Below are 21,812 nucleotides of genomic sequence, written 5' to 3'. Positions count from 1 at the left end.
CCGCGCGTCCGCGCGGCCGGCTACCCCGGTCAGGCGGTCTGGAGCGCGCTCCCGACCGCATCGAGGCTCTGCAGGCGGCGGATCGGCCCGATCGCCGCGAGCGTCGGCGCGCCGCTCATCAGGACGCGGCCGGCCGCCCGCACCTCCTCGGTCGTCACGGCGTCGACCTTGGCGATGATCTCCTCGGCCGGGATCACGCGGCCCCAGGCGAGAAGCTGGCGGGCGATGCGCTCGATGCGCCCGCCGGGAGTCTCCAGGGCGGAGAGCAGCGAGACCTTGAGCTGCGCCTTGGCGCGCGCGAGTTCGCCCGCGTCGAGGGTCCGGGCGGCGTCCCCGAGGCAGCCCACCGTCACGTCCACGAGCGCCGGCAGGTCCGGCCCGGCGGTACCGGCGCCGATGCCGAACAGGCCGCAATCCGAGAACGGCCAGTGGAAGGCGTGGATCTCGTAGGCGAGGCCGCGGGTCTCGCGCACCTCGTGCCAGAGGCGCGAGGTCAGCCCGCCGCCCACCACCTGGGCGAAGAGATGCAGCGCGTAGTAGCCGTCGTCGCGGAAGGAGAGGCCGGGGAGGCCGAGCACGAGGTTGGCCTGTTCGAGCTTGCGCACCATGCGGCGCTCGCCGCCCCGGTAGCGGCCGGGCACGGCGTCCGGCGGGGTGCGGGCCGGCAGGGCGCCGAAATGGCGCTCGGCCGCCGCCACGATCGCCTCGTGCTCCACCGCGCCGGCCGCGGCCAGCACCATACGGTCCGGGGTGTATTCGCGCGCCAGATAGGCCTCGATGGCGGCGCGGTCGAAGCTCTGGATCGTCTCGGGCCGCCCGAGGATCGGCCGGCCGATCGGCTGGTCCGGGAAGGCGGCCTCCGTGAAGGCGTCGTAGACCACGTCGTCCGGCGTGTCCTCGACGGCGGCGTATTCCTGCAGGATCACGCCCTTCTCGCGGGCGAGCTCGCCCGCCTCGAAGACCGAGTTCGTCAGGATGTCGCCGATCACGTCGAGGGCGACCCCGATATCCTCGCCGAGCACGCGGGCGGTGTAGCTGGTCTGCTCGGCGCTGGTCGCGGCGTTGATGTCGCCGCCGACATTCTCGATGTCCTCGGCGATGGCCCGGGCGCTGCGCCGGCCCGTGCCCTTGAAGGCCATGTGCTCGATGAGGTGGCTCAGGCCGTGCTCGTGCGCCTGCTCGTGGCGCGAGCCGGCCCCGACCCAGACGCCGAGCGTCGCGGTCGCCACGCCGGGCATCGGCTCGGTGGCGACCGTGAGACCGTTCGGCAGATGCGTGATGCGCAGCGACGGAGAGGCCCCGAAGGTGGCGAAGTGCTTGTTCACGCCGCCGCTCCCAGGATCCGGGCGCGCTCGCGGATGAAGCGCTCCACCGCCGCCTCCGCGGCGGGCAGCACCGTGTAGCGCTCAGTGCCCTCCATCAGCGCCGCGAGGTGGGGCGGCAGCCGGGGGCGCAGGCCCGTCGCGGCCTCGACCGCGTCCGGAAACTTCGCCGCGTGGGCGGTGGCGAGCGCCACGACGGGCGTCGCCGGGTCGGTCGCCAGCAGCTGCCGGGCCGCCCGCACGCCGATGGCGCTGTGCGGATCCAGAACCTGGCCGGTGCGGGCGTAGGTCTCGCGGATCTCGGCCGCGACCTCGGGCTCCTGCACGGCCGTCGCGTCGAACTCCGCCCGCACCCGCGCCAGCACGGCGGGGGGCAGCGCGAAGGCGCCCGACTGCTTCAGGCCGGCCATCAGCCGGGCCAGGCCCTCGGGCTCGCGGTCCAGGGCCTCGAATAGCAGGCGCTCGAAGTTCGAGGAGACCTGGATGTCCATCGAGGGCGAGGTGGTGGGCTGGACGCCCCGGACCTCGTAGGCGCCCGTCGCTAGGGTGCGCGCCAGGATGTCGTTGGCATTGGTGGCGACCATCAGCCGCCCCACCGGCAGCCCCATGCGCTTGGCCACCCAGCCGGCCAGGACATCGCCGAAATTGCCGGTGGGGACCGAGAACGACACGGGCCGGTGGGGGGAGCCCAGCGCCACCGCGCTCGTGAAGTAGTAGACGGCCTGCGCGGCCACCCGCGCCCAGTTGATGGAGTTGACGCCCGAGAGCCGCACCTCCTCGGCGAAGCGCGGGTGCTGGAACAGCGCCTTCACGATGGCCTGGCAGTCGTCGAACGTGCCCTCGACCGCGATCGCGTGGACGTTGGGCGAGTCCACCGTGGTCATCTGGCGCCGCTGCACCTCCGAGACGCGCCCGTGCGGGAACAGGATGAAGACGTCGACATGATCGAGGCCGCGGAACGCCTCGACGGCGGCGCTGCCGGTGTCGCCCGAGGTCGCGCCCACGATGGTGGCCCGCGTGCCGCGCGCCTTCAGCACATGGTCCATCAGCCGGCCGAGGAGCTGCATCGCCACGTCCTTGAAGGCGAGCGTCGGGCCGTGGTGGAGTTCGAGCAGGAAGAGGTTGTCGTCGAGCTGCACCAGCGGGCAGACCGCCGGGTGGCGGAAGGTGGCGTAGGCCGCCTCGATCATCCGGTCGAGGTCGGCTTGCGGGATCTCGCCGTCGACGAGGGGCGACAGCACCGCCTTAGCCGCCTCCGCGTAGGGCCGGCCGGCGAGGCCCGCGATGCGGGCGGGCGAGAGCACGGGCCAGCGCTCGGGCAGGTAGAGCCCGCCGTCGCGGGCAAGCCCGGCGAGCAGCGCATCGGTGAAGCTGAGCGGCGCGGCGGCGCCGCGGGTCGAGACATGAAGCACGGGGAGCGTCCTGAAGCTGCCGACGCCCTACACGAATTGCGTCCCGGCGTCAGCCATGCGGCCGCGGCAGCCCGTCGCCCCGGCACATCCGGGGACACCCGATGGGCCGCCTTCCGGAAGGCTTTGCCGCGTGGTGAGACCAAGGCGACGGCGAGGGCGTCAGCGGCGTCAGGCAGTGTCGCCGCGCAGCCGCGTCCAGGCATAGGCCGCGAACACGCCGACGAGGCAGAGCGCGATGCCGTACCACGTGAAGGCGTATTGCAGGTGGTTGTTCGGCAGGTCGACCCGCAGCTGTCCCCCGCGCGGCCAGCCGCCGGGATTGGGCGTCGCGTCGGCCTCGATCAGGTAGGGGGCGACCTCGGTCAGGCCGGCGGCCTGCGCGATGCCCGGGATGTCCCGGTTGTACCACTCGCCCTTCTCAGGATTCGGGGCGGGCACGAACATCCCGCGCGGCTCGCTCGCGCGCAGCATGCCCGTTACCGTCACGGGGCCGGTTACTTGGCCGGCGGCGCGGGCGGCCGGGGCCCGCAGCTCGGTCGGCACGAAGCCGCGGTTGACCAGGATGGTCGGGCCGTCGTCGCGCTGTAGCGGCGTGATGACGTAGAAGCCCTGCAGCGCGCGGCCCGGCACGTCGCCGGGGGCGAGCCCGTGCACCAGGGTCTCGCGCTCGTGCAGGAGCCGGCCGGCCGCCCGCACGCGCTTGAATTCGTCGGTCGCCGGGTCCCAGGTGGCGGGCGGGGGGAGGGGAGGGTCGAGGCGCGAGCGCTCGACGATCTGGCGGATCACCCCTTCCTTCCAGGCCTTGCGCTGCAACTGCCACGTCCCGAGGCCGAGCAGGATCGCGAGGCACACCAGAGTGGCGAGGCCCGGCGCCGCCAGCGCCCGCCAGCCCGCCGGCCGCACCGCCGCCTGCATCAGCGGAAGCGCCCCTGCTCGGCCCGGTTGGCGAATTGCAGCGCCGCCATCAGCCCCTTGAGGGGCCGCACCAGGATCAGGCTCAGCACGATCGACAAGGGCACCCACAAGGCCGCGTGCAACCACATGGGCGGCTCGTAGGCGAACTCGACCCACATCGCCAGCGCCACCACCACGAGGCCGACGATCGACATCACGAAGAAGGCCGGGCCGTCCGCCGAGTCGATGAACTTGAAGTCGAGGCCACAGACCTCGCAGGTCGGACGGAAGGCGAGGAAACCCTTGAACAGGTGGCCTTCGCCGCAGCGGGGGCAGCGTCCACGCAGGCCCGCAAGGGCCGGTGAGGGGGTCGTGCGGGTGGATTCCACCGGGAAACTCCTACGCGGAACGGGCGGGGGTCGCGGACCGGATATGGGGTCGGGGCGGGCCCGCGCCACGAAAAAGGGCGGCTCGCGCCGCCCTTGTCCGGTGCTGCGGGATGGCCCGCGTCAGTGCGCCGCCGCCTGGCCGATGCCCGAGCCCCAGATGTAGACGGCCGCGAACAGGAACAGCCAGACCACGTCGACGAAGTGCCAGTACCAGGCCGCGAACTCGAAGCCGAGGTGCTGGCGGGATGTGAACTGGCCGAGATAGGCCCGGTAGAGGCAGACCGCCAGGAAGATGGTGCCGATGATGACGTGGGCGCCGTGGAAGCCGGTCGCCATGAAGAAGGTGGCCGAGTAGATGCTGCCCGAGAAGCCGAAATGGGCGTGGCTGTACTCGTAGGCCTGGACGATGCTGAACAGCACGCCGAGCGCGATGGTGAGCCAGAGGCCGTACTTGAGGCCCTTGCGGTCGTCGTTGAGCAGCGCGTGGTGCGCCCAGGTGACGGTGGTGCCGGAGGTCAGCAGGATCAGCGTGTTGAGCAGCGGCAGGTGCCAGGGATCGAAGGCCTCGACGCCCTTGGGCGGCCACATCCCGCCGGTGAACTCCACGCGCGAGGCCTGGATCGGGTCGCCGGTGTAGAGCGCGGCCTCGAAATAGGCCCAGAACCATGCGACGAAGAACATCACCTCGGAGGCGATGAACATCATCATCCCGTAGCGGTGGTGGAGCTGCACCACCCGGGTGTGGTCGCCCGTATTCGCCTCGTGGATGACGTCGCGCCACCACGACAGCATGGTGTAGAGCACGCCGATCACGCCGGCGAAGAACAGGTACGGGCCGATCGCCAGCCCCGCCAGCGTCAGGCTCTTCATCCAGAAGACGGCGCCGGTCGTCATCATGAAGCCGCTGAGGGAGCCGATCAGCGGCCAGGGGCTCGGATTGACGAGGTGGTAATCGTGGTGCTTCGCGTGCGCCTCGGCCATCGTGTCAGGTCTCCTGCCTCTCGTCTCCGCCCCGGCGCGCCCGGCGCTGGTCCTCGTGGCGATGCTTGGTCCGGACCCCGGCTCCCGAGCGAGGCCCCCGGGGTCCCTTTAGTGCGCGCGGCCCGGATCTGTCACCGGGCCTAACGGTCAATTCGGCCGTCCCGCCCCCGCGCCGGTTGTCGCAAGCGCGGCCGTGGGCTGGCCGTTGCGCGACGCGAAGTAGGTGTAGGAGAGCGTCATCTCGGCGTAGTCGCGGGTGTTGGCGTCGGTCCGGGCCGCCGGGTCGACGTAGAACACCACCGGGAAATCCATCGTCTCGCCCGGCTGCAGGGTCTGCTCGTTGAAGCAGAAGCACTGGATCTTGACGAAGTAGCCGCCGAGCAGGCCGGGCTGGACGTTGAAGGTGGCGGTGCCAGTGGTAGGCACGCTCGCCGTGTTGGTGACCCGGAAGAAGACGGTCTGGGTCTCGCCGAGCCGCGCCTCGACCCGAGGCGCCTCGGCGCGGAAGCGCCAGGGCAGGCCCGGCGCGACGTTGGTGTCGAAATGGACCGTCATGGTGCCCTCGGCCCGGGTGGCGGAGGGGCCGCGCCCGACGATCGGCGTGCCGTCGTAGCCCGTGACCTTGCAGAACAGGTCGTAGAGCGGGACGAACGCGAAGGCGAGCGCGGTCATGCCCGCCACGAGGCCGAGGCAGGCGATCAGCGTGAGCCGCACCCCGCGATTCTGGGCCGAGGTCGGTCGGCGGTCGGTCATGGGAGCTCCCTCGCGCGTCACAGCGGCCGGTTGAGCACCTGCGGCCCGAGCTTGGCGATGGTCAGCGCGTAGAAGATCGCGACCAGCGCGGCGAGCACGAGGGCGATGGCGACGGAGCGCTTGCGCCGCCGCCGCACCTCGTCGGGCGTAAGGGGGCGGGGATCCATCATCAGGCGATCAGCGGCAGCGGCCGGAACAGGCCGAGGCCCTGCTCGGCGAGCAACGCCGAGAAGAGCAGGAACAGGTAGAGGATCGAGAAGGCGAACAGGCTCATGGCGGTGCGGTTCGCGGTCTCGCCCTGGCGGATGCGCTGCACCTGGAGGCTCAGCGCCAGCATGCCGAGGCCGCCCAGCAGCGCCACGACGGCGTAGATCTGGCCGCCGAAGCCGAGGAAGACCGGCGCGAGGCCGAGGGGGGCGAGCAGGGCCGAATAGGCCACGATCTGGCGGCGGGTCGAATCCGGCCCCGCCACGTTCGGCATCATCGGGATGCCGGCCCGCGCGTACTCGCCCGACTTCACCAGGGCCAGCGCCCAGAAATGCGGCGGCGTCCAGATGAAGATGATGAGGAACAGGACGAGGCCCTCGATCCCGACCCCGCCCGTCACGACCGCCTGCCCGATCATCGGGGGCAAGGCGCCGGCGGCGCCGCCGATGACGATGTTCTGCGCGGTCGCCCGCTTCAGCCACATCGAGTAGATCACGGCGTAGAACACGATGGTGAAGGCGAGGAGGCCGGCCGCCAGCCAGTTCGCGGCGAGCCCCAGCACCAGCACCGAGCCCACCGAGAGCACCAGTCCGAAGGCCAGCGCCTCGCCGGGCTGGATGCGGCCGGCGGGGATCGGGCGCGTGCGGGTGCGGGTCATCACCGCGTCCACGTCGGCGTCCCACCACATGTTGAGGCAGCCCGAGGCGCCGGCGCCCACCGCAATCATCAAGAGCGAGATCGCTCCGATCACCGGGTTCACCGAGGCGTGCGACACGGTCATGCCGACGAGCGCGGTGAAGATGACGAGCGCCATCACCCGCGGCTTCAGCAGCGCGAAGAAATCCGCAACGTCGCCGTTCGCGGCGGGCGCGAGGCCCTGGGCGGGGGAAAGGCTGTTCGACAGGCTCGTCATGGCCACCGGTTCGGGCTCGGGTGGTTGCGGGAGGTCCCATGAGGTCCCAAGAGGCGGGGTCATGGGCCGCTCTTCGCCGGAGTTCCGACCGTGCGGAACTCGGGGGAAGAGCGAGGGCCGCCTCGGCGGCGGCCCTGCGCGAATGTCGGCTAGTGGGCGTGCGACGGTTCGTCGACGATCACCGGCAGGGTCTCGTACTGGTGGAAGGGCGGGGGAGAGGACAGCGTCCATTCCAGGGTGGTGGCACCCTCGCCCCACGGGTTGTCCGCCGCGCGCTCCTTGGAGCGGAAGGCCATGACCACGCCGATCACGAACACCACCATGCCGAGGGCGAAGATGTGCCCGCCCATCGTCGCCACGTAGTGCCAGCCCGCGAAGGCCTCCGGATAGTCGGCGTAGCGGCGCGGCATGCCGGCCAGCCCGAGGAAGTGCATCGGGAAGAACAGGACGTTGGCGCCGATGAAGGCCAGCCAGAAGTGCAGCTTGCCGGCCCATTCCGGGATGATCCGGCCCGTCATCTTCGGGAACCAGTAGTACACGCCCGCGAAGATGATGAACACGGCGCCGAGCGACAGCACATAGTGGAAGTGCGCCACGACGTAGTACGTGTCGTGCAGGTAGCGGTCGACCGCCGCGTTGGCCAGGATCACGCCGGTGACGCCGCCGACCGTGAACAGGAAGACGAAGCCGACGGCCCAGTGCATGGCGGCGGTGAAGCGGATCGAACCGCCCCACATCGTGGCGATCCACGAGAAGATCTTCACGCCCGTGGGCACCGCGATGACCATGGTGGCGAAGACGAAATAGGACTGCGTCTGCAGCGTCAGGCCCACCGTGTACATGTGGTGCGCCCAGACCACGAAGCCGACGACGCCGATCGCCACCATCGCGTAGGCCATCGCGAGGTAGCCGAAGACCGGCTTCTTCGAGAAGGTCGCGATGATGTGGGAGACGATGCCGAAGGCCGGCAGGATCATGATGTAGACTTCGGGGTGACCGAAGAACCAGAACAGGTGCTGGTACAGGATCGGGTCACCGCCGCCGCTCGGGCTGAAGAAGGTGGTGCCGAAGTTGCGGTCGGTGAGCAGCATGGTGATCGCGCCGGCCAGAACCGGGAGCGACAGCAGCAGCAGGAAGGCCGTCACCAGCATCGACCACGCGAACAGCGGCATCTTGTGCAGGGTCATGCCCGGCGCGCGCATGTTCAGGATCGTGGTGATGAAGTTGATGGCGCCCAGGATCGAGCCCGCGCCCGACAGGTGCAGGGCGAAGATCGCGAAGTCCACCGCGGGGCCCGGGTGCCCGTCCGTCGAGAGCGGCGGGTAGACGGTCCAGCCCGTGCCCGCGCCGACTGCGCCCGGCGCGCCCTCGACGAAGAGCGAGCAGACGAGGCTCATGAAGCCCGCGACGGTGAGCCAGAACGAGATGTTGTTCATGCGCGGGAACGCCATGTCGGGCGCCCCGATCATCAGCGGCACGAACCAGTTGCCAAAGCCGCCGATCAGCGCCGGCATCACCATGAAGAACACCATGATGAGGCCGTGGCCGGTCACGAAGACGTTGTAGGTCTGCGGGTTGGAGAAGTACTGCAGGCCGGGGGCCTCCATCTCCATCCGGATGCCGAAGGACAGGAAGGCGCCCACGATGCCCGCCGAGAAGGCGAACAGCAGGTAGAGCGTGCCGATGTCCTTGTGGTTCGTGGAATTGAACCAGCGCTGAAAGAAGGGTGGGGTGTGCTCGTGGGCGTCAGCGTGCCCGGCCGATGCGGCGACTGCCATGATTCAGAGCCTCTCGCAGGATTCTCTCGTCGTGCCCGGGGTCGCCGTCAGCGCGCGTCCGCGAACTTGCCGGCGCCCTCGACCCGGGCGAACTTGGTCTTGGCCTCGGCGGTCCAGGCCTGGAACGCCGCGTCGCTCACCACCTTGACGGTGATGGGCATGTAGGCGTGGCGCTGGCCGCACAGCTCCGAGCACTGGCCGTGATACGTGCCCTCGCGGTCGGCCTTGAACCAGAACTGGTTCAGGCGGCCCGGGATCGCGTCGATCTTGAAGCCGAAGGACGGCAGCGCCCAGGAATGCATCACGTCGGCGGCGGTGACCTGGATCTTCACGATCTTGTTCACCGGCACGACCATCTCGTTGTCGGTGGCGAGCAGCTTCGGCTGGCCCGACTTCACCTGGTCCTCGCCCTCCAGCAGGTTGGCGTCGAACTTGAAGCCGCCGACCTCCTGCGGGTACTCGTAGGACCAGTACCACGCGTGGCCGATCACCTTGACCATCAGGTCGGCCTTCGGGTCGGAGAGCTGCGTGCGCAGCACCCGGAAGGACGGGATCGCGATCGCCACCAGGATCAGCACCGGAACGATCGTCCAGGCCACCTCCAGCATCGTGTTGTGCGTGGTGCGCGACGGGTTGGGCTGCGCCCGCTCGTTGAAGCGGAAGATGACGATCAGCAGCAGCGCCAGCACCAGCAGCACGATGGCCAGCATGATGACGTTGAGCAGGTGATGGAAGTTGTAGATCTCCGTCGCCACCTCGGTGACGGGCGTCTGCAGGTCCATCTGCCACGGCACGGGTTTCCCGGCCTCGGCCGCGAGCGCGGCGCCTCCGGTCAGGAGAGTCGCTGCGACCGCGGCGCCCCTCACGAACGATCGGCCGAACCGCCGACCCTGCGCCCACGCCATCCCCATATCGCCCTCGATGCTCCCGTTGCTGCAGCCGAACCGAGCCGCCCGTCCCGCGAGGCGGGTGCGGGGCAGCCGCGACGGGCCGGTCGCCCTCCCGTCGACCTCTCGGTGGGCGTCTCACACCACAATGCCGGGACGAGTGCAACGGCGCTGGCGTCGCATCCGTGGCCGCGGAACGCCAGCGTGGCCCGGACCTTCGTACGATTCCCGGGCCGATCGGCCGCGTCCTGGGGAGGGGATCGGATCGAGGATTGGCGCCGCCCCGCCGCTCGGGCAGGGTGGCGGCCCGCATGATCGACCGTCTCGAATTCATCCTGGCGCTCGCCCGCGAGCAGCATTTCGGGCGCGCCGCCCAGGCCTGCGGCGTCTCCCAGCAGACGCTCTCGGCCGGCGTGAAGCACGTGGAGGAGCGTCTCGGTGTGATGCTGGTGCAGCGCGGCTCGCGGTTCCAGGGCTTCACGCCCGAGGGGGAGCGGGTGCTGGACTGGGCACGCCGGATCGTCGGCGACACCCGGGCGATGCGCCAGGAGGTGGCGACCCTGCGCCGCGGCCTGTCGGGGACGCTGCGCATGGCGGCGGTGCCGACCGCGACCCCGATGGTGGCCGCCCTGACCACGCCGTTCCGGGCGCGCCACCCGGCGGTCCTGTTCAGCGTGCAATCGGCGACCTCGCACGAGATCGTGCGCCAGATCGCGAACCTCGAACTCGACGCGGGCCTCACCTCTCTCGAAGGCGAGCCGCTGGGCTGCGTCACCACGCTCGCCCTCTACCGCGAGCAGTACCGGCTGCTCACCGCCGCGGACGGCATCTACGGCGCGCGACCGCGTCACCTGGGCGGAGGTGGGGCGCATCCCGCTCTGCCTGCTCACCCCCGACATGCAGAACCGGCGCATCATCGACCGCCACCTGCAGGCGGCCGGAGCCGAGCCGGCGCCGATCCTCGAATCGAACTCGATGATCGCGCTCGTCACGCATGTGCGCACGGCCAAATGGGCGAGCATCCTGCCGGCGGCCCTGGCCGAGACCTTCCGGCTCACCGAGCGGGTGCGGGCGGTGCCGATCACCGAGCCGAAGGTCGGGCACACGATCGGCCTCGTGGTGCCGGAGCGCGACCCGACGACCCCGCTAGTGGCGGCGTTCCTGGCGGAGGCGCGGGCGATCGCGCCGAGCCTGTCCGAATCCATTGCGGCCCTGTGAGCGCCGGCCGCGTCAGGAGCCGGGCGCGAGGTCGCGGCGCAGGAAGAGGGTGCCGGCGACCGGCGTGTCGTAATAGGGCGCGGTCGGCGCGAAGCCCGCGCGGCGGTAGAGCGCCAGCGCCCCGGCCATCGAGGGCAGGGTGTCGAGCCGCATCTCGCGGTAGCCGAGGCGCTCGGCCGCCGCGATGATCGCGGCCACCAGGGCCTCGCCGAGCCCGGCCCCGCGCGCGGCGGGATCGGCGTACAGGCGCTTCATCTCGCACACCTCGGAGGGGCCAAGCCGGCGCAGGCCGACGCAGCCCACGGCCGCGCCCGAGTCGTTGCGGGCGAGCAGCAATTCCCCGGTCGGGGCCGCATAGGGACCGGGTAGGGCGGCCAGTTCCGCCTCGAAGCCCTGATAGGCGAGGTCGATGGGGAGCGCGGCCGCGTAGGCGCGAAACAGCGCTACCGTGGCGTCGAGGTCGGCGGCGTCGCGCACGGGCGCGATCCGGAAGGCGGGCGGAGCCATCGCGGCGGTATGGCGGGCGCCGCGTCCGGCCGCAACCATCGGGCGCCCCCGGGGCCGGCCCGGCCGGGCCGGCGGCCGGCCCGGCGCGCTCGGCTCACTCCTTGGCGGCGCGGTTCGGGTGGCGCAGCTGCCCGTAGACGAGGCTCGCGAAGTTGCCGATCGCCACCGGCCAGGCGAGGCCGACCGCCGCCCGATCGGCGGTGCGGCAGAAGCTCGCCGTGAGCCCGTTCACGAGGTCGGCCTGGGCGGCCTTGGGCGCGGCGGCCTTGAGGGCGGGCAGGAGCGCGCTCACCCGCGGCAGCATGTCTTCGGCCTTGACGCCCTTGAGCTGCGCGTCCGCCCCGACCTCCTCCAGGGCTTTGGCGAGCCCCGGATCCGTCACGGTCTCGCACGCGGCCGTTCCCGACAGCATGGTCCGGGTGTCGCCGCGCAGGGCCGCCACCTGCCCGGCATCGGCGGTGGGCGGCGCCTCGTTGCCGAAGGTCTGGCGCACGTAGTTCGTCACGGCCGCCACGTCGGCGTCGCTCATGCCGGCGCCGACCGCCGGCATCGGCGCATAGTCGCCCTTGGCCGAGAGGCCGCCGAGCACGACGCGGATGACCGTCTCCGGCCCCTTGGCCAGGACGGCGCCGTTGCCGGCGAGGGCCGGGATCGCCCCGGGGACGCCCTTGCCGTCCTGGCGGTGGCAGGAGACGCAGTGGCTGACGTAGACGTCCGCGCCCGGCGCGGTCGCGGGCTGCGCGAAGGCCGAGGGCTGCTGCGGCGTGTAGGTGGGCTTGGCCGGCAGGGTCTTGAGGTAGACCGCGATGGCGCGCACATCCTCGTCGGAGAGCTTGCTCAGGCTCTCCTCGATCACCTGCCGCATCGGCCCGGCGACGACGCCCGCGCGACCGGGGGCGGCGCCGGTCTTGAGGTAGGTGAAGAGCTGATCCTCGCTCCAGCCGCCCAGCCCCTCCCGGTCGTCGCCCGACAGGTTCGGCGCGTACCAGCCGTCGATCGAGCCGCCTTCGAGATAGCCGCTCCACTGCGAGGCGCCGACCAACTTGCTGCCGTTGTGGCAGGCGCCGCAATGGCCCAGGCCCTCCACCAGGTAGGCGCCGCGGTTGACCTGCGCGCTCGCCTGCGGGTCGGGCTGGAACCGCCCGGGGGTGAAGAAGGCGAGCCGCCACGCGAGCAGCCCGTCGCGGATGCTGAACGGAAAGGCGATCTCGGCGGGCTTGCGCGGCGCGCTCACGGGCGCGAGCGAGAACAGGTAGGCCTTGATCGCCGCCACGTCCTCGTCGGAGACCTTGGTGTACCAGGGGAACGGGAAGGCGGGGTAGAGGTAGCTGCCGTCCTTGGTGATGCCCTCGTGCATGGCGCGGCGGAACTCGGCGTCGCTCCAGGTGCCGATGCCCGTCTCCTTGTCCGGCGTGATGTTCGGGGTAGCGAGCCGGCCGATGCCGCCCGGAAAGTTGATGTAGAGCCCGCCCGCGAAGGGCTTGCCGCCCGGCGCGGTGTGGCAGGCGACGCAATCGCCCGCCGTGACGAGGGCCTCGCCCTTGCGGATCAGGTCCTGCCCGGCGGCCTGCGGCTGGGCCACGGCCGGGGCCGCCAGCGCCAGGGAGCCGAGAACCAGGGCCGAGATGCCACGCATGCTACCATCCTCCGGTTGCCGCGGCGGGCGCGGGGTCGTTCAGGGAGCGGGTCGTCCGTGGGGAAGGGCGGCGTGCGGGCGCAGCCGCAGCCAGAGGTCGGCGAGGTGGGCGGCCAGGGCGCCCAGGAGCGCGAGCGCCAGCCAGAACCAGGCGGCCCCGGCGAGCGCCGCGCGCAGGGCCAGCATCAGAAAGGCGCCGGAGGCGAGAGTGACGAGCAGCGGGCCCGCACCTGGCCCGCCGCGGCGGCGCCACGCCAGGATGAGGACCGCCTCGGCGGCCACCAGCACCAGCACCGCATCGATGATGCGGCCATTCGCGAACAGCTCCGACACGCGCGACGCCCTCCCGCCCGGGCTCGTGGAACCCGGTTGTGATCCTCCGCTGACGCAGAGTTCGAAACGCAACTCACGCGATGCTGCTGCAACGAGGCGGCCTGCCTCTCGGTTCACGCCCGAAGGTTCACGGCACGATTTGTCGCACCGCGCCGGCGCGAAGGAGTCCGGATCAGAACGGACCGTTGAGGCGCACGATCGACCAGTTGAGGACGGCCGCCAGCCCGACCCAGGCGAGGTAGGGCACGAGGAGCAGCGCTCCGGTGCCGGAATGGCGCCCCACCGCCACCATCAGCACCGCCACCGAGAGCCATAGCAGCACCACCTCGATGAGCGCCCAATCCGGCCGCTGCAGGCGGAAGAACAGGCCGCTCCAGGCGATGTTGAGGAGGCCGTTCACCCCGAAGGCCACGAGGAGCCAGCTCCGCTCCGGCCCCGCCGGCGCGGCGTTCCAGGCCATGACGCCGGCGATGGCGGTCAGCGTGAAGATGATCGTCCAGACCGGCCCGAAGGCCCAGTCCGGCGGCTTCCAGGCCGGCACCCGCAACCCCGCGTACCAGGGACCGAGCGTGGTCAGCGCCGCGCCCGCGCCGGCCACCACCAGGGCCGCCAGGGCCGCGACGAGGATCGGCCCCCACCGCCCGCCGAGTTCGCCGCTCACGGCGAGACCCAGCCGAACAGATGGGCGAGGTCCTTGAAGAAGATCCGGGCATGGGCGGCGGGTTTGGCGCGCACCAGCTCTTTGTTCATGTAGGCGTCCCAGGTGAGGCTCTGAACGTCCGGATCGCGGCAGATGCTCACGAAGCGCTCGCGCAGGGCGTCGTTGCGGTACCAGACGGTCTGCATCAGGCGCAGGATCCAGAACACGCGCCCGTGAGCAGCGAGGAAGCGGCGGCGCACCTGGCGCAGCGCACGGGCGTCGCCGGTGGCCAGGAAGGCGTCGGCCGCCTCCGCGGCGAGGCGCCCGCCCAGCATCGCGTAGTAGATGCCCTCGCCCGAGGCGGGGGCGACGAGCCCGGCGGCGTCGCCGGTGAGAAGGACGTCGCGCCCGTTGTCGAAGCGGCGCAGGGGCTTGAGGGGAATCGGCGCGCCCTCCCGGCGCAGGGTCTCGCCAAGATCGAGCCCGGTGGCGGCGCGCAGACGGCCGACCGCGCCGCGCAGCGAGAAGCCCTTGCGGGCGCTGCCGGTGCCGATGCTGAGCGTGTCGCCGTGCGGGAAAACCCAGGCGTAGAAGTCGGGGGAGAGGACGCCCTGGTAGTAGACGTCGCAGCGCGCAGGCGCGAAGGCGCCGGCCGGCGGCGTGCGGACCACCTCGTGGTAGGCGAAGACCTGCCGCATCCGGGCATGGCCCGGAATCTCCTGACGCCCGACCGCCGAATTGGCTCCGTCCGCCCCGATGACAAGGCGCGCGCGCGCACTGTCCTCCTCGCCGGACTTGCGGCGGTAATGCAGGGTGACGAGGCCGTCGCCGGGGCGGCTGATGCGCAGGAAGGTGCCGGTGCGTCGGCTCGCCCCCGCCAGCGCCGCGCGGTTGCGCAGCCAGGGATCGAAGACCTCGCGGTCGACCATGCCGACGAAGCCGTCCCCCACCGGCATGTCCACGGCTCGGTCCTTCGGCGACACCATGCGGGCGCTGCGGATCCGCGCCACCAGAAGATCGTCGGGAATCGCGAAGTCGCGGATCAGCCGCGGCGGGATCGCGCCGCCGCAGGGCTTGATGCGCCCGTCCCGGTCGAGGAGGAGCACGCGCCGCCCGCTCCGGGCGAGGTCGGTCGCGGCGGTCGCTCCGGCCGGACCGCCCCCCACCACCACGACATCGAAGATCTCGCCGTCGGTCATGGCCGTGCCTCCCCTCATCCGTGCGACACGGAAAAGTCCCCGATCCGGGCCTCCCGCCGCGGCGCGGGCGCATCGATGCGCAGGGCGAGCGCCGCCGCGAGCAGGAACAGCAGCGCCTCGGCGCAGAAGACCGCCGCGTAGGCCGGGACCACCGCGCCGAACAGCACGCGCGCGAGGTCGACGCAGGCCGCGCCGAGAAAGCCCCCGAACCCGAAGGCCACGCCCTGCGCGGCGCCCCAGACCCCCATGCGGGTGCCGTGCCGGCCTTCGCCCCCGGGCGCGTTGCCCGAGCCGGCGAGCGCCATCATCGAGCCGATCGCCGAGACCGCGAAGATGCCGTTGAACAGGCCGAGCCCGACGACGAACGCGCGCAGCGGCGCTCCCGGACCCGCCAAGCCGCAGGCCGCGATCCCGGCCAGCGCCAGCGCCGACCCGATGCAGCCCGCCACGGTCCACAGCCGCAGCGAGCCGAGCCGCGGCCCCGGCGCCAGGGTCGTCACAAGGGCGACCAGCACCATCCCGGCCAGCACGCCGCCGTTCTGCACCCCCGCCAGGGCCGTGGTGGCGCCGGGCGTCATCGCGAAGACGAGGCCCGCGAAGGGCTCGAGGATGAGCTCCTGGGCGCTGTAGGCGAGCATCGCCAGGAAGACGAAGACCGTGAAGCGGCGGGAGGCCGGCTCGGCCCAGACCTCGGCCAGCACCTGCGCGAAGGGCGGCCGGGCCTCCTGCCGCTCCGCCGGCCGCGCGGCCGCGGGCGGTTCGACGCCCCAGACCGCCGCGAGCGCCACCAGGAAGGCGAGGCCCGAGACCGCGGCCGAGACCGCGATCAGCCGCCCGGCCGAGAACGGGTCGAGGAAGCGCCCGGCGAGCGGCGCCGTGACCACGAAGCCGGCGATCATCATCACCCACACGATGGTGGCCGCGGCCCCCCGGCGCTGCGGCGCGACGCCGGTGGAGAGCAGGACGAGGAGCGAGGTGCCGGCCGCGCCGACGCCGATGCCGACCACCAGGAAGGCGAGGATCGCCAGCGCGAACCCGGCGACCGGGTGCGTGGCGATCAGCGCGGTGGCGGCGGCGGCGCCGAAGCCCCCCAGCGCCAGCGCCGCCATGCCTCCGATGATCCAGGGCGTGCGCCGCCCGCCGATGTCGGAGCCGTAGCCCCAGCGCGGGCGCGCGAACTGCACCGCGTAATGCAGCGCCACCAGGGCCCCGGGCACCGCGGCCGGCAGCGCCAGTTCGACCACCATCACCCGGTTGATGGTCGAGGTGATGAGGACGACGATGGCGCCGAGCGCGGTCTGAACGAGGCCCAGGCGCACGATGGTGCCCCAGCCGAAGGCGGCCTGCGGGCTCATGCGGCCCCTCCGTGACGCAGCGCGAAGGCGGCGGCGAGCATGCCGAGCACGTAGAGCAGCGTGCCGGTGCCGTTGTACCACGCGGCCTGCCCGCGCGGATCGGCGAGGAGGCGGCGCATCAGGGCGCTCTGGCCGGCGAGCAGGGCCGCCACGACGCCCGCATGCCAGGGGCGGTCCCAGGCCAGCAGCAGCGCCACCACGGCCGCCTGCGGCAGCGCCATGACGAGGCAGGCGAGGCGTGCGGCGCGGTCGGTGCCGAGCTGGACCGGCAGGGAGCGGATACCGGTGCGCCGGTCGCCCTCCACGGACTTGAAGTCGTTGAGGGTCATGATGCCGTGGGCGCCGATGCTGTAGAGCAGCGCCAGCATCAGCACGCGCCCGTCCGGCACCGCGGCGGCCATCACGGCGGCGCCCGTGAACCAGGGCAGGCCCTCGTAGCAGAGGCCGACGGCGGTGTTGCCCCACCAGCCGTTCCGCTTCAGGCGCAGGGGCGGCGCGCTGTAGAGCCACGCGAGCAGGAGCCCGAACAGGGCCGCGCCGAGGATCCAGGGGCCGAGGGCGGCGGCGACGAGGAGCGAGAGCAGCGTCCAGCCCGCCGCCACGTACAGCCCCCAGCGGCCGGGCATCCGGCCGGAGGGAATCGGCCGCTGCGGCTCGTTGATGGCGTCGACGTGCCGGTCGAACCAGTCGTTCACCGCCTGGCTGGTGGCACAGACGAGGGGGCCGGCGAGCACGATGCCGGCGAGCACCACCGGCCAGCGCCCCTGCAGGCCCGATCCCGACGAGACCACCCCGCAGGCGAAGGCCCACATCGGCGCGAACCACGTGATGGGCTTGAGAAGCTCGACCAGAGCGCTCGGAGCCGGGACCACCATGCGCTGCCTCGCGCTCGCCTGCCTGGGTCCGAGGCTAGTGACACGGCGCCACGACTGTCAAGCAAACTTTACACTCACGTTTCTGCTACGGCGAAGCTGTCGGCCTCACTCGTCGCGCGCGTCAGCGTCCTCGTTGCCGTCCAGGTCGCCGAGGCCATAGCGACGCAACTTGGCGTAGAAGCCCTGGCGGCTGAGGCCCAGCATCTCGGCCGCGGAGGCGCGGTTGTCCTGCGTGATCCGCAGCGCCGCCTCGATGCAGAGGCGCTCGATCAGATCGGTGGTCTCGCGCACCAGCGTCTTCATCGAGACGCGGCCGACGAGTTCGGTCATCTGCTCGACGGAGCGCGGTAGCTCGCGCCCACCCGAGGCGGTCGGCGCGATGCGCCGCGGCAGCGTGCGGATGGTGAGGCCGAGGCAGGGCTTCTCGCCGCCGGGCACCGAGACGCCCGCGACCTCGACCTCCTCGACGACCCCGAACTCGCCGCGCATCACCGTGGTGAAGTGGCGCACGGAGCCGTGCTCGACGAGGGTGGCGAACAGGGCGCCGATCTCGCTGCCCTCGCGCCCGAGCCAGCGGTCGAGCAGCTCGCCCTTGGCCTGCTGCTCGGCGGCGAGCTGGGCGAGGTCGAGGAAGGCAGCATTCGCCCCGATGATGCGCCTGTCGCGGTCGGTGACGACGAAGCCCTCGGGCATCGCCTCGATGACGTCGAGGGCGCCGGTTCGCGCCGCGGCCGGCTGGGCGGCCACGGGCGCGACGAGGTTGAGCCGCACCAGGATGCTGGTGCCGGCATCCTGCCGGAACAGGGCCGCGGCGACCCGGGCTTCGCCGCGGCGGTGGGCGAGGCGGACGCTCAGGTCCTCGGCCTGCCCGGTCAGGCGCAGGCCGACCAGCAGGGCCTGCACGGCCTTGCCGCCCTCCGGCTCGAACAGATCGACGAAATCCTGCCCGACGATCCGCTTGGCGGAGCGGCCGAGCAGCCGCGCGGCGGCCGGGTTGATCTCGGCGATGCGACGGGTCGCGGCGTCGACGATCAGCACCGCCTCGCCCGCGAGCTGGAACAGCACGCGGTAGCGGGTCTCGGCGCTGCGCAGGCGGGCATAGTCGCGCTCCAGGGCCTGCTGCGATTCGGCGAGGCGGCGCTGAAGCGCCGCGACGGCCCGCAGGTCACGCCCGATGGCGAGGATCTGCCCCTCGCCGGGCAGGCGCAGGGTCGAGTAGCGGATCGGCAGGTCGATGCCGCTCACGGACGGGTGATTGACCTGGCGCCAGCGCGTCACGGTGCCGGGCGCCGCGTCGCCGAGGAGTTCGGCGATCTTCGGCCGGCTCTCGACCGTCACGGTGTCGATCCAGCGCCGGCCGAGCCAGCGCGCCGCCCCGTCATCCGCGAGGCCGTCCGCCCCGAACGTCGCGTCGCGGATCACCCCGTCGCGGTCGACGACCAGCGACAGATCCGTCGCGGCCGCGACGAGCATTCCCGTCGTCTCCGCGTCGAGGTGGGCGACAGCGTCTCGTAACACCGCGAACGCTTCCTTCGCAGTAAGGCTGACGGGACTGTTCAAGGGTCACCAGACGCTTCGACCACACCGAACAGGTCTTTCAGCAGGCTCTCACCCTGAGATCAAGGAGGGTGGCGGCGATTCCCGGTGCTTCACGCGCATCCAGCGCGACCGCGTCCGCCCCCACGCGCCTGACCCGGTCCGGCCGGTTCTCGAAGGCGGGTCCCCCCACCAGGATCCGCAAGTCGCGGCTGCAGGAGGCGCGCCGGATGATCGGCACCGCCTCGGCGAGCGCCTCCAGGAAGACGTCGCAGGACAGGGAGATGCCGACGACGTCGAACCACGCGTCGCGCAGGTGCTCAAGGGGCTTCGTCTCGCGCCAGCTCACGCCCGACGCCACGTCCCAGCCCGCCTCCGTGAAGAAGTGGGTGACGATGGTCAGCCCGAACGTGTGCGTCTCTCCCGGAGCCGGGACGAGAAGGACGCGCCGGCTCGCCGGATCGGCGGGGGGCGGCTCGACGAACAGCATTTCGAGGTCGTGCACGAGCCGGCGCAGCCGTGCCATCGCCACCGTCACCTGCACGAAGTCGCAGGCATCCTCCTCCCAGAGCCGGCCGATATGGCGGGCCGTAGGCGCCAGGAGTTCGAGCAGCAGGCCGTCGAAGCTCATGCCGCCGTCGAGAAAGTCCTGGATCTCGGCCATCGGATCCGCGTCGGCGGAGGCCAGCATCAGGGCCGCGAAGCGGGCGATCGCCTCGGGCTCGGGCCGCGGACCGGAGACGAGGCAGGACCGGCGGCCGGTGCGGTGGGCGAGCATCAGGCGGGGAATGATCTCCGCCTCCACCACGCGCGCGAGATCATCGCGCCACGGTTGCGGTCGGGACGGTCGCCGTCTGCCCGGCCGCGCCGGTTCCCCGTCGCGCAGGAGCGAAGGGCCATCCACAGTGTCGCTGAAATGCCTTGTGTTCTCCACCGGCACCTCCCCGATGCACAATGGCCCCGCCTGTTATGTTGGACACCTGTAGGACTTTTTTCTTCGAGGTATTCTGTCGACAGGTCCCCTTGGGGTCCGGGCATTTACCTAAGATACCCGTCCTTCCTGTTCAGGCAAGCGGCATTCGCGGCCGGTCCCGAGAAATGTCAGGTGGTCGCACTGTCAACTTGAGTTGACACTCTTGCCGCCTCGGTCCTAGGCTGCCCGTACCGACAACCCCGCGGCGCAAGGCGGGGCTCGGACGGGGCGAGGCGGGGCAGGCGACATGAGGCGCGACGACCGGCCGGATCTGTACAGCGAGGCGGAGCGTCGGCGCCGCGACGCCACGCCCTGGACGCTGGTCCAGGGCATCCTGGCGCCCGTCCAGTTCGCGATCTTCCTCGTCAGCCTGCTCCTGGTCCTGCGCACCCTGGCGACGGGGGAGGGAGCGGCGGTGGCCAACGCCTCCGTGGTGCTCAAGACGCTGGCGCTCTACGCGATCATGATCACCGGCTCCCTCTGGGAGAAGGCCGTGTTCGGGCGCTACCTGTTCGCGCCGGCCTTCTTCTGGGAGGACGTCGTCAGCATGCTGGTGCTGGCGCTCCACACCGCCTACCTGGCGGCCCTGGCCGTCGACGCGCTCGACCTGCGCGGCCTGATGCTGCTGGCGCTCGCCGCCTATGCCGCCTACGTGATCAACGCCACGCAGTTCCTGCTGAAGCTCAGGGCCGCCCGCGCGGGCGCGCCGGCCCGCCCGGCGCCCGTGCTGACCGGAGCCGCGCCATGAACGCGCCGTTCCCCCCCTGCGGTCCGCGCGTAAGCCAGGAGCGCGGCCAGCGCGCGGTGTTCTGCGGGCTCACCGGCATCGTCTGGCTGCACCGCAAGATCCGGGATGCCTTCTTCCTCGTCGTCGGCTCGCGCACCTGCGCGCACCTGATCCAGTCGGCCGCCGGCGTGATGATCTTCGCCGAGCCGCGCTTCGCCACCGCGATCATCGAGGAGCGGGACCTCGCGGGCCTCGCCGATGCGCACGAGGAGCTGGACCGGGTGGTGGGCCGCCTCCTGGAGCGGCGCCCGGATATCCGGCTGCTGTTTCTCGTCGGCTCCTGCCCGTCGGAGGTGATCAAGCTCGATCTCGGCCGCGCGGCGGCGCGTCTGTCGGGCCGGTTCGCTCCTGCCGTGCGGGTGCTCAGCTACTCGGGCAGCGGCATCGAGACGACGTTCACGCAAGGGGAGGATGCCTGCCTCGCCGCCCTGGTGCCGGACATGGGGACGAGCGACGACACCTCGCTCCTCGTCGTCGGCACGCTCGCGGACGTGGTTGAGGACCAGTTCGCGCGGCTCTTTGCCGATCTCGGCATCGGCCCGGTCCGCTTCCTGCCGGGCCGCCGCGCCGCCGAGCAGGCGACGGTCGGGCGGGGCACGCGCTACCTGCTGGCACAGCCCTTCCTGGCCGACACCGCCCGGGCGCTCGATAACCGCGGCGCGCGGCGCATCGCGGCCCCGTTTCCGCTCGGCGCCGAGGGCACCACCCTGTGGCTGCGGGCCGCCGCCGAGGCGTTCGGGATCGCGCCGGAGCGCGTGGCGGCCGTGACGGCGCCGGGCCTCGCCCGGGCGGGTCGGGCGCTCGACCGGCACCGGGAGCGGCTGGAGGGACGGCGGCTGTTCTTCTTCCCCGATTCGCAGCTGGAGATCCCGCTCGCCCGCTTCCTGTCGCGGGAGATGGGCGTGGAGCTGATCGAGGTCGGGACGCCCTACCTCCACCGCCAGCACCTCGCCGAGGAGCTGGCGCTGCTGCCGGCCGGCACGGCGGTGGTGGAGGGGCAGAGCCTCGACGATCAGCTCGACCGCTGCCGCGCGGCGCGCCCGGACCTGACCGTCTGCGGGCTCGGCCTCGCCAACCCGCTCGAAGCCGAGGATCGGCCCACCAAGTGGTCGATCGAACTGCTGTTCACGCCGATCCAGGGCTACGAGCAGGCAGGCGACCTCGCCGAACTGTTCGCCCGCCCGCTCGTGCGCCGCTCCCGGCTGGAGGTCTGACGC

Annotated in this window: 21 protein-coding genes and 1 pseudogene; 3 read left to right on the top strand and 19 right to left on the bottom strand. The window is 71.9% G+C overall.

Annotation, left to right across the window (positions count from 1 at the left end):
• Window positions 1-29: 29 nt before the first annotated feature.
• From MFF61_RS05385 to coxB, 10 genes are all read right to left on the bottom strand, one after another.
• Window positions 30-1,325: a M16 family metallopeptidase gene (locus MFF61_RS05385; RefSeq protein WP_238234030.1), complete on the bottom strand. Its 1,296-nt coding sequence runs from the start codon at window positions 1,323-1,325 to the stop codon at window positions 30-32.
• Complete coding sequence (gene thrC, locus MFF61_RS05380; protein ID WP_238234029.1) at window positions 1,322-2,734, bottom strand: threonine synthase; 1,413 nt, start codon at window positions 2,732-2,734, stop codon at window positions 1,322-1,324. Before thrC ends, MFF61_RS05385 begins: the two co-directional genes overlap by 4 nt.
• A 168-nt stretch (window positions 2,735-2,902) precedes the next feature.
• Complete coding sequence (locus tag MFF61_RS05375) at window positions 2,903-3,649, bottom strand: SURF1 family protein (RefSeq protein WP_238234028.1); 747 nt, start codon at window positions 3,647-3,649, stop codon at window positions 2,903-2,905.
• On the bottom strand, window positions 3,649-4,017 hold the full coding sequence (locus tag MFF61_RS05370) for a DUF983 domain-containing protein (protein WP_238234027.1): 369 nt from the start codon (window positions 4,015-4,017) through the stop codon (window positions 3,649-3,651). Before MFF61_RS05370 ends, MFF61_RS05375 begins: the two co-directional genes overlap by 1 nt.
• A gap of 120 nt (window positions 4,018-4,137) precedes the next feature.
• Complete coding sequence (locus MFF61_RS05365; protein ID WP_238234026.1) at window positions 4,138-4,998, bottom strand: cytochrome c oxidase subunit 3; 861 nt, start codon at window positions 4,996-4,998, stop codon at window positions 4,138-4,140.
• Window positions 4,999-5,145: 147 nt separating this feature from the next.
• A complete protein-coding gene (locus MFF61_RS05360; protein ID WP_238234025.1) occupies window positions 5,146-5,751 on the bottom strand; it encodes a cytochrome c oxidase assembly protein in 606 nt (201 codons plus the stop codon).
• Between the two features lie 17 nt (window positions 5,752-5,768).
• Complete coding sequence (locus MFF61_RS05355) at window positions 5,769-5,921, bottom strand: cytochrome c oxidase system small membrane protein (protein WP_238234024.1); 153 nt, start codon at window positions 5,919-5,921, stop codon at window positions 5,769-5,771.
• Window positions 5,921-6,871: a heme o synthase gene (locus MFF61_RS05350; RefSeq protein WP_238234023.1), complete on the bottom strand. Its 951-nt coding sequence runs from the start codon at window positions 6,869-6,871 to the stop codon at window positions 5,921-5,923. Before MFF61_RS05350 ends, MFF61_RS05355 begins: the two co-directional genes overlap by 1 nt.
• A gap of 149 nt (window positions 6,872-7,020) precedes the next feature.
• Complete coding sequence (gene ctaD / locus MFF61_RS05345) at window positions 7,021-8,649, bottom strand: cytochrome c oxidase subunit I (RefSeq protein WP_238234022.1); 1,629 nt, start codon at window positions 8,647-8,649, stop codon at window positions 7,021-7,023.
• Between the two features lie 47 nt (window positions 8,650-8,696).
• Window positions 8,697-9,560 (bottom strand): cytochrome c oxidase subunit II, encoded by an 864-nt coding sequence (coxB, locus tag MFF61_RS05340; RefSeq protein WP_373324590.1) that lies wholly within the window; start codon window positions 9,558-9,560, stop codon window positions 8,697-8,699.
• A 287-nt stretch (window positions 9,561-9,847) separates the two neighbouring features.
• Here coxB and MFF61_RS05335 point away from each other — a divergent pair.
• Window positions 9,848-10,754, top strand: a pseudogene (locus MFF61_RS05335) (LysR family transcriptional regulator).
• A gap of 12 nt (window positions 10,755-10,766) precedes the next feature.
• Here the strand turns inward: MFF61_RS05335 and MFF61_RS05330 are convergent.
• From MFF61_RS05330 to MFF61_RS05290, 9 genes are all read right to left on the bottom strand, one after another.
• Window positions 10,767-11,300, bottom strand: coding sequence for a GNAT family N-acetyltransferase (locus MFF61_RS05330; protein WP_238234020.1), 534 nt, complete (start codon window positions 11,298-11,300; stop codon window positions 10,767-10,769).
• 55 nt (window positions 11,301-11,355) lie between these two features.
• Complete coding sequence (locus tag MFF61_RS05325; protein WP_238234019.1) at window positions 11,356-12,897, bottom strand: c-type cytochrome; 1,542 nt, start codon at window positions 12,895-12,897, stop codon at window positions 11,356-11,358.
• Between the two features lie 39 nt (window positions 12,898-12,936).
• On the bottom strand, window positions 12,937-13,230 hold the full coding sequence (locus MFF61_RS05320) for a hypothetical protein (protein WP_238234018.1): 294 nt from the start codon (window positions 13,228-13,230) through the stop codon (window positions 12,937-12,939).
• A gap of 172 nt (window positions 13,231-13,402) precedes the next feature.
• A complete protein-coding gene (locus MFF61_RS05315; RefSeq protein ID WP_238234017.1) occupies window positions 13,403-13,891 on the bottom strand; it encodes a TspO/MBR family protein in 489 nt (162 codons plus the stop codon).
• The gene (locus MFF61_RS05310) at window positions 13,888-15,069 is read right to left on the bottom strand and encodes a geranylgeranyl diphosphate reductase (protein WP_238234016.1); all 1,182 of its coding nucleotides are present in this window, start codon (window positions 15,067-15,069) and stop codon (window positions 13,888-13,890) included. The genes MFF61_RS05315 and MFF61_RS05310 overlap by 4 nt, the downstream gene beginning before the upstream one ends.
• A 14-nt stretch (window positions 15,070-15,083) precedes the next feature.
• A complete protein-coding gene (locus tag MFF61_RS05305) occupies window positions 15,084-16,424 on the bottom strand; it encodes a BCD family MFS transporter (protein ID WP_238234015.1) in 1,341 nt (446 codons plus the stop codon).
• Window positions 16,421-17,299, bottom strand: a complete 879-nt coding sequence (gene chlG / locus MFF61_RS05300; protein WP_238234014.1) for a chlorophyll synthase ChlG — start codon at window positions 17,297-17,299, stop codon at window positions 16,421-16,423. Before chlG ends, MFF61_RS05305 begins: the two co-directional genes overlap by 4 nt.
• 105 nt (window positions 17,300-17,404) lie before the next feature.
• A complete protein-coding gene (gene ppsR / locus MFF61_RS05295; protein WP_238234013.1) occupies window positions 17,405-18,817 on the bottom strand; it encodes a transcriptional regulator PpsR in 1,413 nt (470 codons plus the stop codon).
• A gap of 79 nt (window positions 18,818-18,896) precedes the next feature.
• A complete protein-coding gene (locus tag MFF61_RS05290) occupies window positions 18,897-19,643 on the bottom strand; it encodes a cobalamin B12-binding domain-containing protein (RefSeq protein ID WP_238234012.1) in 747 nt (248 codons plus the stop codon).
• A gap of 412 nt (window positions 19,644-20,055) precedes the next feature.
• Here MFF61_RS05290 and bchF point away from each other — a divergent pair, with 412 nt between their 5' ends.
• Together bchF and MFF61_RS05280 are read left to right on the top strand one after the other, a co-directional pair.
• Window positions 20,056-20,556, top strand: a complete 501-nt coding sequence (gene bchF, locus MFF61_RS05285; protein ID WP_238234011.1) for a 2-vinyl bacteriochlorophyllide hydratase — start codon at window positions 20,056-20,058, stop codon at window positions 20,554-20,556.
• Window positions 20,553-21,809: a ferredoxin:protochlorophyllide reductase (ATP-dependent) subunit N gene (locus MFF61_RS05280; protein ID WP_238234010.1), complete on the top strand. Its 1,257-nt coding sequence runs from the start codon at window positions 20,553-20,555 to the stop codon at window positions 21,807-21,809. Before bchF ends, MFF61_RS05280 begins: the two co-directional genes overlap by 4 nt.
• The last annotated feature ends 3 nt before the right edge of the window (window positions 21,810-21,812 follow it).

Source organism: Methylobacterium isbiliense, assembly GCF_022179325.1.
Classification (GTDB): domain Bacteria; phylum Pseudomonadota; class Alphaproteobacteria; order Rhizobiales; family Beijerinckiaceae; genus Methylobacterium; species Methylobacterium isbiliense.
This window is presented reverse-complemented; position numbering and strand designations above follow the sequence as displayed.

Excerpts from the sequence above, each read along its gene's own strand:
- MFF61_RS05305 (WP_238234015.1), bottom strand. The coding sequence starts at position 16,424 with ATGAGCCCGCAGGCCGCCTTCGGCTGGGGCACCATCGTGCGCCTGGGC.
- MFF61_RS05350 (WP_238234023.1), bottom strand. The coding sequence starts at position 6,871 with ATGACGAGCCTGTCGAACAGCCTTTCCCCCGCCCAGGGCCTCGCGCCC.
- bchF (WP_238234011.1), top strand. The coding sequence starts at position 20,056 with ATGAGGCGCGACGACCGGCCGGATCTGTACAGCGAGGCGGAGCGTCGG.
- MFF61_RS05355 (WP_238234024.1), bottom strand. The coding sequence starts at position 5,921 with ATGATGGATCCCCGCCCCCTTACGCCCGACGAGGTGCGGCGGCGGCGC.
- MFF61_RS05310 (WP_238234016.1), bottom strand. The coding sequence starts at position 15,069 with ATGACCGACGGCGAGATCTTCGATGTCGTGGTGGTGGGGGGCGGTCCG.
- chlG (WP_238234014.1), bottom strand. The coding sequence starts at position 17,299 with ATGGTGGTCCCGGCTCCGAGCGCTCTGGTCGAGCTTCTCAAGCCCATC.
- MFF61_RS05360 (WP_238234025.1), bottom strand. The coding sequence starts at position 5,751 with ATGACCGACCGCCGACCGACCTCGGCCCAGAATCGCGGGGTGCGGCTC.
- MFF61_RS05325 (WP_238234019.1), bottom strand. The coding sequence starts at position 12,897 with ATGCGTGGCATCTCGGCCCTGGTTCTCGGCTCCCTGGCGCTGGCGGCC.
- MFF61_RS05375 (WP_238234028.1), bottom strand. The coding sequence starts at position 3,649 with ATGCAGGCGGCGGTGCGGCCGGCGGGCTGGCGGGCGCTGGCGGCGCCG.
- MFF61_RS05330 (WP_238234020.1), bottom strand. The coding sequence starts at position 11,300 with ATGGTTGCGGCCGGACGCGGCGCCCGCCATACCGCCGCGATGGCTCCG.
- coxB (WP_373324590.1), bottom strand. The coding sequence starts at position 9,560 with ATGGGGATGGCGTGGGCGCAGGGTCGGCGGTTCGGCCGATCGTTCGTG.
- MFF61_RS05365 (WP_238234026.1), bottom strand. The coding sequence starts at position 4,998 with ATGGCCGAGGCGCACGCGAAGCACCACGATTACCACCTCGTCAATCCG.
- MFF61_RS05280 (WP_238234010.1), top strand. The coding sequence starts at position 20,553 with ATGAACGCGCCGTTCCCCCCCTGCGGTCCGCGCGTAAGCCAGGAGCGC.
- ctaD (WP_238234022.1), bottom strand. The coding sequence starts at position 8,649 with ATGGCAGTCGCCGCATCGGCCGGGCACGCTGACGCCCACGAGCACACC.